The sequence below is a fragment of the uncultured Methanobrevibacter sp. genome (assembly GCF_902771435.1).
In the GTDB taxonomy this organism is placed as follows: domain Archaea; phylum Methanobacteriota; class Methanobacteria; order Methanobacteriales; family Methanobacteriaceae; genus Methanocatella.
Genome location: NZ_CACXXB010000028.1, coordinates 16199 through 31253, shown reverse-complemented (window position 1 = coordinate 31253; position 15055 = coordinate 16199). Strand labels below are relative to the sequence as shown.

Sequence of the window (15055 nt, the reverse complement as noted above, 5' to 3'; positions counted from 1 at the left end):
AGAAGTACACAAAACCGCATATGATGCATTCATGAAAGCTACTGAAAGAGCACGTGAATTAAAATTATACGGTGCAGGTCAAGACTTATTATCTGATACATTCTCTGGAAACATCAAAGGTATGGGTCCTGGTGTAGCAGAAATGGAATTCGAAGAAAGGCCATCTGACCCTGTTTTGGTATTCTGCTGTGACAAAACTGAACCTGGTGCATTCAACTTGCCAGTATTCAGAATGTTTGCAGACCCATTCAACACTGCAGGTCTTGTAATCGACCCATCATTACACGACGGATTCAAATTTGAAGTATTCGATGTAATCGAACACAGAAAAGTTGTCTTAAGCTGTCCTGAAGAAATGTACGACTTGCTTGCATTAATCGGTTCCACCGGAAGATACGTAATCAAAAGAGTATGGAAGAAAAACGGTGAAATCGCAGCTGCAATAAGTACTGAAAGATTAAACTTAATGGCTGGCGAATACGTAGGTAAAGACGACCCAGTATGTATCGTAAGAGCACAATCTGGTTTCCCTGCTAACGGTGAATGTGTAGATCCATTTGCATTCCCACACATGGTAAGTGGATGGATGAGAGGATCCCACAACGGTCCAATGATGCCTGTTGGTGAAGCAGAAGCAAACCCAATCAGATTCGACGGACCACCTAGAGTAGTAGGATTAGGTTTCCAAATTGCTAACGGTGAATTAATCGGACCAGTCGATTTATTCGACGACCCTGCATTCGACCCAACCCGTGAACAAGCTGCTAAAATCGCAACTTACATCAGAAGACACGGTCCATTCGAACCTCACAGATTACCTGCTGAAGAAATGGAATACACCTCACTTCCTGGTGTAATGGAAAAATTAGAATCCAGATTTGAAGATATGGATGATTAGATTTAAAGAGATTTTTAATCTCTTCTTTTTTTTACTTTTTTTTAACATCATTTAACTGATATTTGTCTATTTTTTGAATTCTTCGAAAAATTCTCTAAAAAGATTTTCAAACACTGAATAATCATCTTTGTATACGAAATCCTGCGCATCAAAGATATCTATTTTCAGATTTTCTATTTTGTCCTTAAGGGGATATATGTCAAATTCGGGAGTAAAGTAGTGTTCGTCTGAAGAACAGGTAACTGATGTTTTTGCTTTAATATTGGGTAATTTGTCTTCTAAATCATAGTCCAATGTTGCTTCGTTTCTGTATTTAAAGTCATAGATGTCAACAATTGAACCTTCATCAACAAAACTGTCCATGAATAGGTCAAGCTCCTCTCGGGTAAAATTTTGAAATGCCTTTTTGGAAAAATATTGGGAATAAATTAATGAATTTATCGAAAACATGATTTGGGATAACTGTGTGCTATAGTTTTCATCCAGATATGCATCAGATGAAACAATTAAGTTGTCCAAAGCTTTGGAAGTGAGGTAGCGATAGCCGTTTGTTTTAAATGAACTGAATCCCACCATCAGGAATTCCATTTCATCAGGATATTCGCATGCCCATGTATAGGCTTCATAACCTCCAACTCCAACTCCAAGAATGCCCAACACTTTGTCCATGTTAAATACTTCTGCTAAAAATTGTCTTTTGAAATTCACGCGGTCTTTAATGGTATATTTTGGAAAATCAAATTTCAGTTTGGTTGTGGATGGTGAGCATGATTCCGGATATCCTAGGGAAGTAATTGAAATGAAAAAGAAGTTATAATCAGACAATGGGCTCTGCGGACCAATCAATTGATCCAAATCTCCAATTGATAAGCAATTTCCGTTAAATCTGTGGCAATAGATGACTGCATTGGTAATGTTGCCGTCTTCATCATATTTTGGAGTTCCACGGGTTGTGTATTCTACTTCAGCATCCTGAAGGATCTCACCGTTTTCAAATTCAAATTCGTCCAGAACATATTTCCTATAACCTAGCTTGGAATTATCAATCATGTTCTCACCTCTATTGATAGTATGTTTTATTATATATTAATTTCGTATGAATTTATAATTTCTTTTCATGTTTTTTTTAAATATTACGAATGATTCTGATGTTTTTCATAGTTTTGGGTTCAGCTGCTTTAAGGTTTCTATGGTGCTAACAATCACATAATATATGGTTATTGCGACGAATAGTATGGTATTGATTGATAGTAATGAATAGATGCTAATTAAAATCATATTCAACAGGTTTGCATTATCAATTAAATCCATATAAGGTTTCATAAATGTTAATAGTAACAGTATTAAAAATATGATTATTGAAAAGATAGTCGCCGTGAATAATCTTTCGCCATTTTTTTTAGATTGTGCAATCTCTTCATCATCAAGCACCATTGCATGAGTGAATGACAATAGCGCTACGGTTGCGCATAATAGAATGACAGTCAGATTGACGGAAAGGAATTGATCCATATAATTAATCACCAGATTTACACTTGAATTCATCAAAGCAAATAGATGTTCTCTGGAGATATACAACATCAAACCCATTATTATAATTATGACTGTCAGAACATCCTCATAGGGTTCATTTAAAAATCCATTTTTGAGAATGTGGTTGTATGCGATGCAGTAAGGCAAAATGATTACTGTTAATGATACGATTTTTGTGACATTAATTTGATTTCCTGCGTTAGAATTAAAGGAGATTCCTATTAAAATGGGAATCAGGATAAATGCTGCAATTCCTACTAATGAATAAATCCTTTTAAAAGTAACATTCTCTTTTTTATATTTTCCTTTTATGATATTGTTATAGATATAGTTCAATATTAAACAGATTCCAGGTATCATTGCCATTGGCAATATAATTCTATATGAGAAATTTGTTTTTATCAAAAATGACATTATCAAACCGACATTGATTAGAATATAATTAACTAAAAAGAAAGATGGCTTGTTGGTTATTTTTTTCGTGAAATAATCAAGGTCGATTTTGTTTTTAATGCTGTCATTCATAATAATAGATTGCATTTATTTAGTATTAAAACTTTTTTTTTAAGGTTTTAAATTTTCATTATTATTAAATTGGTTAATATTTCTTTAATTTTTTAAATTTTATTGATTTTTCACCATTTATTTTTTTTATTCTCATAATATACAAAATATTTCATAAGGTTTTATATATGCATTAAATTTTTTTTTGCTTCAATTTGTCCAATTTAAAAAATTTATTTTTTTTTAAAAAAAATTTTCGATAATTTTTAATAATTTTGGATTATTTTAAAATTTGTTTAATCTAAATTTTTGTTAAAAAATTAGATATTATAAAGAATTTAATCATATTTAATAGGCATTTGATTATTATTTTTAAATAATATTGGATAAATGAGTAATTAAATCAATATATTTATATAGGGATGCTTTTCAAATGTATATGTACGGATATTTAATTTATTAAATTTTTTAATATGTTTTGTGAGCTGATTTAGGGAGGAAATGTGTAAAATTTAATTGTTGTTTATTCGTCAATGGTGGATTTACACTAGAATATTCTTTTTTAAAAACTCCGCGCATATTAATTATGGAGTGAAAAATAATGAAATGCAATAAAAAGTTATTAATTGTTTTAATGGTTTTTATTTCATTTTTAGCTATTGGTGCTGTTAGTGCTTCTGATAGCGATAATATTGCAGACACGATGGCTGTGGCTGATGATGATGAAGTTCAAACCGTTAATGTGGATGATAAAAATGATATTAATGAGGTGTTATCTGCTGATGGAGATAATGCTGATGATGTTCAGGTAACTGTCAATGTTGAGAATACAACATATGATGAACAGGTATTGGTTAATGTTACTGTCACTGACAACACCGGTTCAGTTGACTTCAGCAATAGTACTGTTGAGATACTTGTCGATGGTGAATATATTGGTGATGCACCTATAAATCCTGCTACTGGCCAATCCTCAGTTGAATTGGATTTAGGAAAGGTGGAAGTGGGAACACATTACGCTCAAGCAACATTAGTCAGTGGAGCAAATAAAATCGCAACTGCAGGCACAGTATTTAGTGTTACAAAAGCCAACCCTATCGTACTTCTAGAAAACATCACTGCAATAATCGGTGCAGGGGTTAAAGTGCCTGTAAATGTAACTGACCGTAAAGGAAGAAATCTCTCCGGAGATGCAATGGTAACAATATTTATCGATGGGAACAGCATAAGCAAATATGCAAAAATTATCAATGGATCTGCTGAAGCAACCTTTGACATGGCCGACATGATGGGCAACATGATGGGCATGATGGGTGGCGATTGGGGTGCATTTGGAGGTAATTCCAGCCAAAACTCCACTAAAATGGAATTCAACATAACTCAAATTAAAAATATGGTGAATGGAACTGGTAACCAATCTATGGGTTCCGGTGGTTATGGTCCTTTCGCATCCGGAAGCAGTGCCGTTAAATTCAATTATTTCTTGCCTGTTGGAACATATAATGTGTCCGCAACTTTCCTGTCAAACAGAAATTATAATGAAGCTGAAAATACCACTGATCTCACAGTCGTTTATAATACTGATGTAGTATATGTGGCAGACATCGTTACTCCTAAAAACATTGGAGATGAAACAATTGTTAATATCATGGCATTGGACAAATATGGAAATCTCATGCCGAACATAATGGTAACAGTTGTTCTTGATGATAATAGAGAGGTAAATGTAACTCTTAATGAATATGCCAGTGCACAAGTTACTTTTGACAATTTGGTCAATGGCGCCCACAAATTAGTGGTTGGCAGCAATGCCACAGGCAACATAACCAATCAAACTTTTGACTTCAATGTGGTTCTTCCAAAAGTAGACACTGAAATCACAGCCGAAGACATGTCTGTTGCTACTGTAAATACTGCTGTTGATGGTAAAATAGGTAAATATTTCACTGTTGCTTTAAAAGATAGTTTAGGCAATATTTTAGTCAATAAAACTGTACAAATCTCAATCAATAATGAAAAATATAATTTGACAACAGATGAAAATGGAACTGCCAAATTACAACTTAATATATTAAAAGCAAATGTTTATACCTGTGCGATTGCATTCTTAGGTGATGACGCTTACAATGGTTTATTTGACATAGCTAAAGTCACTGTCAATAAGCAAAAAGCAAAACTTACTGTTGCTAAAAAGACATACAAGGCAAAAGCCAAAACCAAAAAGCTCACAGCAACTTTCAAGTCTGCTAAAGGCAAAGCTATTAAAGGTAAAAAAATAACCTTCAAAGTTAAAGGCAAAACCTACACTGCTAAAACCAATGCTAAAGGCGTAGCTACTGTTAAAGTGAAAATCACTAAAAAAGGAAAATACACTTTCACAGCTAAATTTGCAGGAGACAACACTTACAAAGCGCTTAGTAAAAAAGGTAAATTGACTATAAAATAATTAATTTGTTTAAGGAGGATTTAAAGTGAAATTTAATAAAGCTTTACTAATTATTTTCATGGTTCTTATTTCATTATTTGCTGTTGGTGCTGTAAGTGCTTATGATAGTAATATAACAGATGCCATGGAAGTATCTGATGATAATGAAATAGAAATTATTGATGTTGAAAATCAAAATGATGCATTATCCGCTGGAGAGGATGATGTGCAAATGAATCTTATTGTTGAAAACACTACATACGATGAAAGGGTAAATATCAATGGTACTGTCGTTGACAACACTGGAACTATTGACTTTGCTAAAAGTGGTGTTGAAATATATGTTGATGGAAACATGGTCGAAAAAGCATCTATTGATACTGCTGGCCAATACGGAGTTGAATTGGCTTTAGGAGATGTTGAAGTCGGAAGACACTACGTTAAAGCTACTTTAATAAACGGATCAAATAAACTCATATCTGAGGATGCTGTTTTCTATGTTACAAAAGCAACTCCTGTTGTAAATGTCGAAGACATAATTGTCGATTTATATCAAAACGTTACAGTTCCGGTCAATGTGACTGATAAAAACGGTAAAGGAGTATCCGGTGAAGCTATTGTAACCATTATTTGGAGTGGGGATAGCTTAAGTAAAAGAGTATCCGTTGTCGATGGTGTCGGCAGTGTCAACTTTGACTTTAATGGCATAATAGGTATCATGAGCTCCATGGGCATGGAAGAAATGATGGGCGCCATGATGGGTGGCGACTCAGGAGGCATGAACTGGGCAGATATGTTCGGTGGTAACGGAACATTTAACTGGTCTTCTATGGCTAATATGAATTGGACTGAAATGTTCGGTGGAAACGGATCAGGTAACAGCTGGGCGGATATGTTCAGTGGTAACGGAACCGGCGGTATGGACAGCATGATGTCTGTAAGTTTCGAATACATTTTCACCCCTGGAAATTATGATGTAAATACTACTTTCTTATCCAATAGAAACTACGAAACCGCCAATACCACATCCAATCTCTTAATCGCTTATCTTGAAGATGTTGTTTATTTAGCAGATATTGTTGCTCCTAAAAAACTTGGAGATAACGCCACAGTAACCATTACTGTATTAGATAAATACTCCAATCCAATACCTAATATTGTGGTAAATGCTATTTTGGATGGAAAACAAACTTCTAATGTTGCTCTTAATGAAAATGGTACTGCAAAAGTTGCATTTAAAAATGTGGTATCTGGAGATCATACCTTAGTGCTTGAAAGCACTGTAAACGGTACTTCAACCAACAAAAGCTTTGATTTCAATGCACAGCTCACTAAAGCAAATGTTACAATTGATGCTAAGGATATTTCAATCAGTACTGTAAACACTAAAGTCGACGGTAAAATTGGCAAATACTTCACTGCTACCTTAAAAGATAATTTAGGCAATGTTTTAAACAATAAAACCGTACAAATCTCAATCAATAATGAAATATACAATGTAACAACAGATGAGAATGGAACTGCTAAATTGCAGATTAATATTGCAAATGCAGGAATTTATACCTGTACTGTAGCCCTCTTGGCTGATGATGTATATAATGGTGCATTTGACATTGCTAAAGTCACTGTCAACAAACAGAAAGCCAAACTCACTGTAGCTAAAAAAACTTATAAGGCAAAAGCCAAAACCAAAAAAGTTACAGCAACATTCAAATCCGCTAAAGGCAAAGCAATTAAAGGTAAAAAAATAACTTTCAAAGTTAAAGGTAAAACCTACACTGCTAAAACCAATGCTAAAGGTGTAGCCACTATTAAGGTAAAACTCAACAAGAAAGGAACCTACAAAGTCGCTGCAAAATTCGCAGGAGACAAAACCTATAAAGCAATTAGCAAAACAGGTAAATTAATCTTAAAATAGATTCTAATGTTTGAAGGATGAAATAAAATTTAATTTCGTCTTTCTTTTTTTTTAAAGGAGGAATAAATTTGAAATTTAATAAAACAATATTATTGTTTTCAATAGTTCTCATTTCACTACTCGCTGTTGGCTCAGTAAGTGCTTCAGATAATGTATCTGACGTCATTGAAGTGGCCGGCGACAGTGATGTTGTAGCTATTGAACAAGATTTAAATCAAGATACAGCTGAAATTTTAGCTGCAAATGATGTGGATGAAGATGTTGCGAGCGTTGCTGATGATGTGCCATTAACTGATAATGCAAGCAGTGATGTAAGTGAAATAACCATTTATTCTGGTGACCAACAGGTATCTTCATTCAATTTCACTAAAACAGATGGAACATATGATTTTTCAGATATCATAAAAATGATCAATCAAATTGACTTGAACATGTCCAACTTTGGAAACTTTGCAGACATGTTCTCTAATTTCAATTTCACCGGTGATAACAAAACCTTTGATTTTAATATTGACGGTGATATTAACGATGTAAAATATAAGTTAGGAATCATTTCAAATCCGGAAAAATTCGTTTTCGATTACTTTGTCAAATCCCCTAATATGAGTGCTGAATTCAACAACATTTCCACTACTGATTTAAGCATTTTTGTTGACGGTAAATTTTTAACCAACCTCACCTTCAACGCCAATGTATTAAGCATGGATGAACTGATGAAGATGTTCAACATGACCAGTTTTGATAACATGAACATTAAGGACATGATGAGCCAGTTTAACTTCAGTGATATGGCTGCCCAATTCGGCAATTCCGCTTCCATGGGTGATTCCAACAAGACTTTTGATTTCAAGATTGATGGTGAAGTAGGCAACATCAAATACGATTTAGTAACCAAGTCAAATGCGACATCCTTTGTCTTTGATTATAAAATCCGTTTCAAACAACTTGAAGTCGAAATTGATGCAGAGGGTGTAAAAGCTACAGCCGTGAATGTTGTTGTTGACGGTCAAAATGGCAAAAATTTGACTATAACCTTAAAAGATCAATTTGGAAATGCTATAATCGATAAATTAGTCCACATTGCTTTAGATAACAAGGTGTACGATTTAAAAACAGATGCTGATGGTAAAGTTAATGTACAGCTTAATATTGCAAAAGCCGGAAAATATGTTGCTGCAATCACAATTTTAGGCGATAATAATTTTGCCGGCCAATTTAAAGTAGTTGATATTACTGTTAACAAACAAACTCCTAAACTCACTGTTGCTAAAAAAACATATAAAGCAAAAGCTAAAACCAAAAAACTTGCGGCAACTTTCAAATCAGCTAAAGGAAAAGCTATTAAAGGTAAAAAAATAACTTTCAAATTTAAAGGAAAAACCTACACTGCAAAGACCAATGCTAAAGGTGTTGCATCTGTAAAAGTGAAAATCACCAAAAAAGGAAAATACACTTTCACAGCTAAATTTGCTGGCGATAGCACATATAAAGCAATCAGCAAATCAAATAAGTTGATTATTAAATAAATCTATGTTTTTGAGTTTTTAACTCAAAACTCTTCTTTTTTTTTAATTTAATATAATTCCCATATAAAAATCCTATTTTATAATATATTGTATATTTTCGAGACTTTATTTAATATATTTGTTCAATGTATTTGAAGATAAATTCAATGGTAAAATAAAAATCCTATTTTATAATATATTGTATATTTTCGAGACTTTATTTAATATATTTGTTCAATGTATTTGAAGATAAATTCAATGGTAAGGGAACTGTTAATATTTTCAAGAAGATATGTTCAATAAATTATATCATTATATACTTGAACTGATATAAATGTATATAGTGATTAAAATGGACCGAGAAATGAAAGCTCGTATACGTGAAATAACTGCGGCATTGCGGAAATATGGTTTCGGTAAAGTTTTAAACCGAACAGTTAAAGAGAAAATTTTACCTTCAAAGGAAGAAGAATATGATATCTTTTTAGATCCTGAAGTCCCAGAAAAATTGAGAATGATGTTTCAAGAATTGGGAACCAGTTTCATTAAATTGGGCCAGTTGTTGAGCACTAGACCTGACATGGTTGGGGAGAAAATCGCTACTGAATTTGAAAAGTTACAGGATGACAATCCTCCGATTTCCTATGAAGAAGTTAAAAGCATAATTGAAAGAGAACTCAACGGAAACATTGATGATTTATTTGCAGAATTTTCAAAGGAACACCTCGCTACAGCTTCAATTGGTCAGGTTCATGAAGCTAAATTAATTTCAGGTGAGAGAGTAGCTGTTAAAGTTCAAAAAGAGGGCATTGCAGATACACTTGAATATGATATTGCAATCATGAAGAATCTTGTAAGCCAAATTCATAAGCATAATGAGGAATATAGAAAGTACAATTTGCCTGGAATGATTGATGAGTTTGACTATGATATTCATATTGAAATTGATTTCACCAATGAGTTAATTAACATGAAACAGCTGGAAGCTAATTTCGCTGAAGATGAAACAATACATATTCCAATTGCATATTCCGATTACTGTACATCAAAGGTTCTTACAATGGAGTTTATTGATGGTTATAAATTAGCTGATGTGGTTGCAAGCGATAGTGAAGAATTTGACAAGCCACTTCTGGCCAAACGTGCAATTGGTTCATTTATGAAACAGGTCCTGATTGACGGATTTTTCCACGCTGACCCTCACGCAGGCAACATAATGATTTTAGACAATAATGTTTTGTGTTATATTGATTTAGGGTCAGTTGGAATTCTTGACGATGGTTTTAGAAAAGATCTTTGCGACTTATTGTTAATGGTCGCAGATCAGGATGTCAATGGTTTGGTTAATCAGTTTATGTACATGGGTATTTTGGATTATAACATGGATACCACCACTTTGAAACGTGACCTTCGTGATTTGTTCTTCAGATTTTTTGCAAACGGTTCCGGAGGGCTGGATGAAGTCCTGATGAAATTGCTGGACCTTATGCAGGATTATGGTATTGTTCTTCCGAATGAATTCGTTTCAATGGCCAGGGGAATATCCATGATTGAAGCCGATGCAACTGCACTTGATCCTGATGTGGATGTTATGGCCATCATTGAACCGATAGCCAGAGATGCAATGGGCGAGCGCTTGGACCTTAAAAATTATCTGGATAGTAAAAAGGGTAGTTTGATTTACTATAAAAACATGCTCAAATCATTGCCGCCAATTCTCACAAAAGCTATTCACAAGGCAAATGATGGTGAATTGAAGCTTAGATTTGAAATTGACCGTCTTGACAGGGTTGTAAGCAAATTTTCATTAGTTGTAATAATTGCTGCACTTTTAATGAGTTCATCAATCGTGATGACAATCACCAGAGGGCCAATGCTGTTTGACATGCCTTTGATTGCAGTTTTAGGTTATTTGGTAACATTTATTTTAGGACTTATAGGTGTTGCGAATTATTTGTATAGCAGATAAAGTCAATCATTAAAACAACTGTTAAAGTCAAGTAGATGATTTAATTCATCTACATTTTTTCTATTTTTTTAATTGAAATCATATCCGTGATTTAATACAATTCATTATAACTCCGTTATTAAATAAATTTTTTAATGATAATTTTCATAAATATAATGCGGTGTATTAAATTGGAAAATTGGTTCATGTCTTCTACTTTACTGCAATTGTTTATTGAAATTATTTTATTTTTGATTTTAACATTGATTGGAGTATTTATTGTTAAAAAAAAGCCTATAACTGGAAATAAATATTTTAATTTGAAGGAATATCTTCCAGAAGAGGAAATTCACACATTAAGGCAGGTAGCTTATTTGTCATTAATGGCTGCTTGTTTTGTTAATGTGATGTATACCTTGATATATGTGAATACGGACACCATCTATTTTGCATTATTGGACATTACCCTTTCACTTTATATTGCAGCAACAATCGATAAAAGCACAACCCTACGTAAATTATTCGTGCTGCTGCTTGTTCCTTACGGGGCTTTACATTATTTGTTATTTGGCAGTCCATTGGTAGGATTAATCGATTTGATTCATGTTCCAGTCTTTTTATACTTCATGAAATATTATTATGATAAATTTGATGAATATACTGAGTCACATTCTTTGGGAATAGCTATTATCTTATTGTATACAGTAATCTTTGTTAGTTTCATCATCACATCAATTGTAGAAGCTAAAACTCCTTTGGATGCAATTGTCATGGTTTCCAATGCATTTACAAGTAACGGTTATGTGGTATTGGGAAATACTGATGTCGGAAAAATAAATGCTTTAGTATTGGTCTGGATGGGTTTTATCATTTCAGCGACAGGTACAGCAACATTAACTGCGGCTATTGTAATGAGGCACTTTAAAGGCAAACTTAAAGATTATGATGACAAATTTGAAGATTTGAGTAACAAATTTGATGAGGTTAACGATAACCTTGAAAAGCTAGAAAAACTGATAAAGGACAATGAGTAACATTCTGCAGATTGAACTGAGAGATTCTTTTAAATACTCTTCATCTAATTATTTTCTGAGTTTTTGAGGAGTTATCTGATTTTATGGGCTGTGATTATTGTGAAGCTGCTTGAATTGATTGTTATTGTGCAATCGTCAACATCAACATAATAATTCTTTCCTTCTTTTCTAACGATTGAATTGTCCTGTTTGAGCTTGGAAATACAATAGCTAACCGGCTCTTCACTGATTCCAAGATTTTTCTGTATTCTTCCAACGCCCATTTCAGTAGTGTGAATTTTTTCAACATTTTCCAAAAGTACTTTCCTGTGCATTTCAATACCTCATTTTCGCATCTTGGTCGATGATGTAATTAGTTATTTATATGTTACATTACTATTTAGTATTATGTCATTTTTAAAATTTATACTTAAAAATCCATTCAGGAGAAAGAACAGTGCAATTCTGGCAATTGTCGGTATTGCAATCGGCATAATAGTGATTGTTGCTCTTGGTGGAATCACAGACGGTTTGGTCAATACTTTTGAAGATACAATTCATGCGGGAGGTGCCGATTTTTCAATTTCAGGTAAGGAAACAGGAGATTCGGCATACGGTACCAACACCATCGATGCAAATTGGACGGATAAGATTGCAAACGTTTCAGGTGTGGACGAGGCATACCCGATATATGTTGTTCTGACATCGGTGGGTGATGACTATATGAACACATTAATCGGTATTGATCCTAACGGTACTGCTTTGGCGGACATTTCCATGACAGATGGGAGAATCATGAAAGACAATGCATCTGAAGCCATTTTAGGCAAAATATATGCAGATGATAATGACTATAAAGTCGGTGACAATATAAAAATCGATGGAGAGGACTTTGAGATTGTGGGAATCTATGAAACCGGAGACCAGAATATGGCTGGAGGAGTATTCACATCAATTTCAAAGGTCGGAGATTTGATGGATGATGAGGATTCAATCTCAAACATCTATGTTAAAGTCAAAAAGGGTGAAGATCCCCAAACTGTTGCAGACAGGATTGATAATATGTACGGCGATAACATCACAACAGTAACATCAGTAATGGAGATGACCCAGATGGCGGACATGCTGAACATGCTGCAGGCATCAACCTGGGCAATATCACTTCTGGCCATTGTTGTCGGGGGTCTCGGCATCATTAACACAATGTTAATGTCAGTGTTTGAGAGAACCCGTGAAATCGGGGTTCTGAAGGCTGTCGGATGGTCTGATGGAAAAATCCTTACAATGATTGTTGGCGAATCCCTTGTAATTACAATAGTATCCGCAATTATCGGATCAGTAATCGGATTTTTGGCATGCACTCTGCTTGGTCCCCAAATGGGAATCAGTCCGCTGTTTACTCCTAAGATATTCCTTCAGGCATTTGGAATAGCTATTGTTGTCGGAATAATCGGTGGAATTTATCCTGCACTCAAGGCGGTTAAATTGCCTCCAACAGAAGCATTGAGGTATGAGTGAGGTGAAATCATGAATGCAGTAGAGATAAAGGATTTGTATAAAAGCTATGAAGGCGGTAAAATCAAGGCGTTGAATGGGATAAACCTCACAATAGATGACGGGGAGTTCGTATCAATCATCGGCCCCTCAGGTTCGGGAAAGTCCACTTTATTGAATATGCTTGGTGCATTGGATGTTCCGGATTCAGGATCAATCAATGTTGCAGGCCATGATTTGAAATCCTCCAGGAAATTAAATGAGTTCAGGGCTGAAAGCATCGGATTCATTTTCCAGTTGCATAATCTGATTCCGAACATCTCAGTTGTGGAGAATGTTGAAATACCTATGTTTACACAAAAGTTGTCCTCAAAGGAGATGAGGGCTCGCGCACTGAAACTTCTTGATGATGTGGGTCTTGAAGACAAGGCTGACATTAAACCGAATAAGTTATCCGGCGGTGAACGTCAAAGGGTAGCTATTGCCCGTGCACTTGCAAACAATCCTTCAATAATATTGGCTGATGAACCCACAGGATCACTAGATTCAAAGACAAGTAGCAAAATCCTTAAGCAACTAATTGATTTACACGAAGATAAGAATGTAACACTAATTATCGTAACTCATGATATGGATGTAGCCAAACTTGCAGACAGAGTTATTGAAGTTTTGGATGGCGAAATAATTTCGGCCGGTGATGACTCACTTATTAACAGTAAAATTGATGTTTAGACATTAATTTTTACTTTTCTTTTTTTTTTTAAAAATTGTTTTTAATATTACGTTTAATTTAGTTAAAAAAGGAATAACATTAACTGCATATTTTAGAAAGAAAATGCAAATTTCATTAAATAATGCCTTCCCAAAAATTGCAAAAAAAGATATGGCAAATTCAAAGTTATTCAGAATACCGATTATCAATCAGATTTAGATGCATATTGAAATAAAAAGAGTCGAAGGGTTAAATTAGATGATTCCATGAATCATCCTTAATGCATCCAAAAGACCATGACTGTATTCTATACAACCGAATGCAGTCCTCATATCTTCTTTTTCCAAGTAATACTTTGAATCGTTCCAGTAATCAATAGCTCTATCATATACCTCTTTTTCCTTTCCTTCAAAGGTAATGTCTGCTACCTGATTCAAGTTCCTCTCTAATTTTGCAATGTCCTTTGCTATTTTTTCCGGGCTTTCCAATTCGCTCATTTTAATTGCCTCCAAACATATACTATTCTTTGAGCTACTGTAAAGTATGATAGGATTACTAATAGGTAAATGATGTATGTAAAGTAGATATCTCCTGCGAAATATCCGATTATTGCTCCAATCATTAGTATAATCATACGAACGGCACGTTCTGCTATTCCAATATTGCATTCTGCTCCCTGGGATTCTGCTCTTGCCCTTACATAGCTAACGCAAATTGCAGAGTGGATTGCGAGAACGCCGACAAACCAGTCACAGTATCCTCCGAATATGATTCCGATGTAGATTATTGCATCTGCAAACCTGTCCATTGTAGAGTCCAAAAACGCTCCAAAAGGTGATGAACGATTATGATATCTGGCTACTGCACCGTCAACAACATCCAAAAATCCTGATGCTAAAATGGCTATCATTCCCAATATTAACATATGATTTGCAAATCCGTAAGCTGCAATCACTGCTATAAATGGAGATATTACTGTAACGATATTTGGGTTGATATTCAAGTTTTTAGCGACCGGGTTCAATATTTTTGTTAAAAGTGGTCTTAGAGATTGAAGCATAATTATATATAAATTTTTATATAATATAATTGTTAGGTAAGAAAA

The 15055-nt window shown here is 34.2% G+C and carries 13 protein-coding genes; 8 read left to right on the top strand and 5 right to left on the bottom strand.

Annotated elements, in window-relative coordinates; genetic code table 11:
• The coding region (locus tag QZU83_RS08090; protein WP_295611135.1) for a fructose-1,6-bisphosphatase at positions 1-898 on the top strand (898 nt) is incomplete at its 5' end.
• 66 nt (positions 899-964) lie between these two features.
• Here the strand turns inward: QZU83_RS08090 and QZU83_RS08085 are convergent.
• Positions 965-1948: a homoserine acetyltransferase gene (locus tag QZU83_RS08085; RefSeq protein ID WP_295611133.1), complete on the bottom strand. Its 984-nt coding sequence runs from the start codon at positions 1946-1948 to the stop codon at positions 965-967.
• A 105-nt stretch (positions 1949-2053) separates the two neighbouring features.
• Entirely contained in the window at positions 2054-2956 is a 903-nt protein-coding gene (locus QZU83_RS08080) for a hypothetical protein (RefSeq protein WP_295611131.1), read from the bottom strand.
• A 580-nt stretch (positions 2957-3536) separates the two neighbouring features.
• On the opposite strand from QZU83_RS08080, the gene QZU83_RS08075 reads away from it, so the two are divergent.
• The 5 genes from QZU83_RS08075 (at position 3537) to QZU83_RS08055 (ending at position 11765) form a co-directional block, all read left to right on the top strand.
• Positions 3537-5381: an Ig-like domain-containing protein gene (locus QZU83_RS08075; RefSeq protein WP_295611129.1), complete on the top strand. Its 1845-nt coding sequence runs from the start codon at positions 3537-3539 to the stop codon at positions 5379-5381.
• Positions 5382-5406: 25 nt separating this feature from the next.
• Positions 5407-7278: an Ig-like domain-containing protein gene (locus QZU83_RS08070; protein WP_295611127.1), complete on the top strand. Its 1872-nt coding sequence runs from the start codon at positions 5407-5409 to the stop codon at positions 7276-7278.
• Between the two features lie 68 nt (positions 7279-7346).
• Positions 7347-8804, top strand: coding sequence for an Ig-like domain-containing protein (locus tag QZU83_RS08065; protein WP_295611125.1), 1458 nt, complete (start codon positions 7347-7349; stop codon positions 8802-8804).
• 331 nt (positions 8805-9135) lie between these two features.
• Complete coding sequence (locus tag QZU83_RS08060) at positions 9136-10752, top strand: AarF/ABC1/UbiB kinase family protein (RefSeq protein ID WP_295611123.1); 1617 nt, start codon at positions 9136-9138, stop codon at positions 10750-10752.
• A 185-nt stretch (positions 10753-10937) separates the two neighbouring features.
• On the top strand, positions 10938-11765 hold the full coding sequence (locus QZU83_RS08055; protein WP_295611122.1) for a hypothetical protein: 828 nt from the start codon (positions 10938-10940) through the stop codon (positions 11763-11765).
• A 71-nt stretch (positions 11766-11836) separates the two neighbouring features.
• Here QZU83_RS08055 and QZU83_RS08050 read toward each other — a convergent pair whose 3' ends face one another.
• A complete protein-coding gene (locus QZU83_RS08050) occupies positions 11837-12079 on the bottom strand; it encodes a DUF3781 domain-containing protein (protein WP_295611120.1) in 243 nt (80 codons plus the stop codon).
• Between the two features lie 73 nt (positions 12080-12152).
• Between QZU83_RS08050 and QZU83_RS08045 the strand changes: the two genes are divergently transcribed.
• On the top strand, positions 12153-13262 hold the full coding sequence (locus QZU83_RS08045; RefSeq protein WP_295611119.1) for an ABC transporter permease: 1110 nt from the start codon (positions 12153-12155) through the stop codon (positions 13260-13262).
• A gap of 9 nt (positions 13263-13271) precedes the next feature.
• Positions 13272-13970 carry an ABC transporter ATP-binding protein gene (locus QZU83_RS08040; protein WP_295611117.1) on the top strand — a complete coding sequence of 233 codons (699 nt, stop codon included), beginning with the start codon at positions 13272-13274 and terminating at the stop codon, positions 13968-13970.
• A gap of 234 nt (positions 13971-14204) precedes the next feature.
• On the opposite strand, the gene QZU83_RS08035 is transcribed toward QZU83_RS08040, so the two are convergent.
• Both QZU83_RS08035 and pgsA read right to left on the bottom strand, forming a co-directional pair.
• On the bottom strand, positions 14205-14447 hold the full coding sequence (locus QZU83_RS08035; protein WP_292740877.1) for a DUF357 domain-containing protein: 243 nt from the start codon (positions 14445-14447) through the stop codon (positions 14205-14207).
• Positions 14444-15010 (bottom strand): archaetidylinositol phosphate synthase, encoded by a 567-nt coding sequence (gene pgsA, locus QZU83_RS08030; RefSeq protein ID WP_295611115.1) that lies wholly within the window; start codon positions 15008-15010, stop codon positions 14444-14446. The genes QZU83_RS08035 and pgsA overlap by 4 nt, the downstream gene beginning before the upstream one ends.
• Positions 15011-15055: the final 45 nt, after the last annotated feature.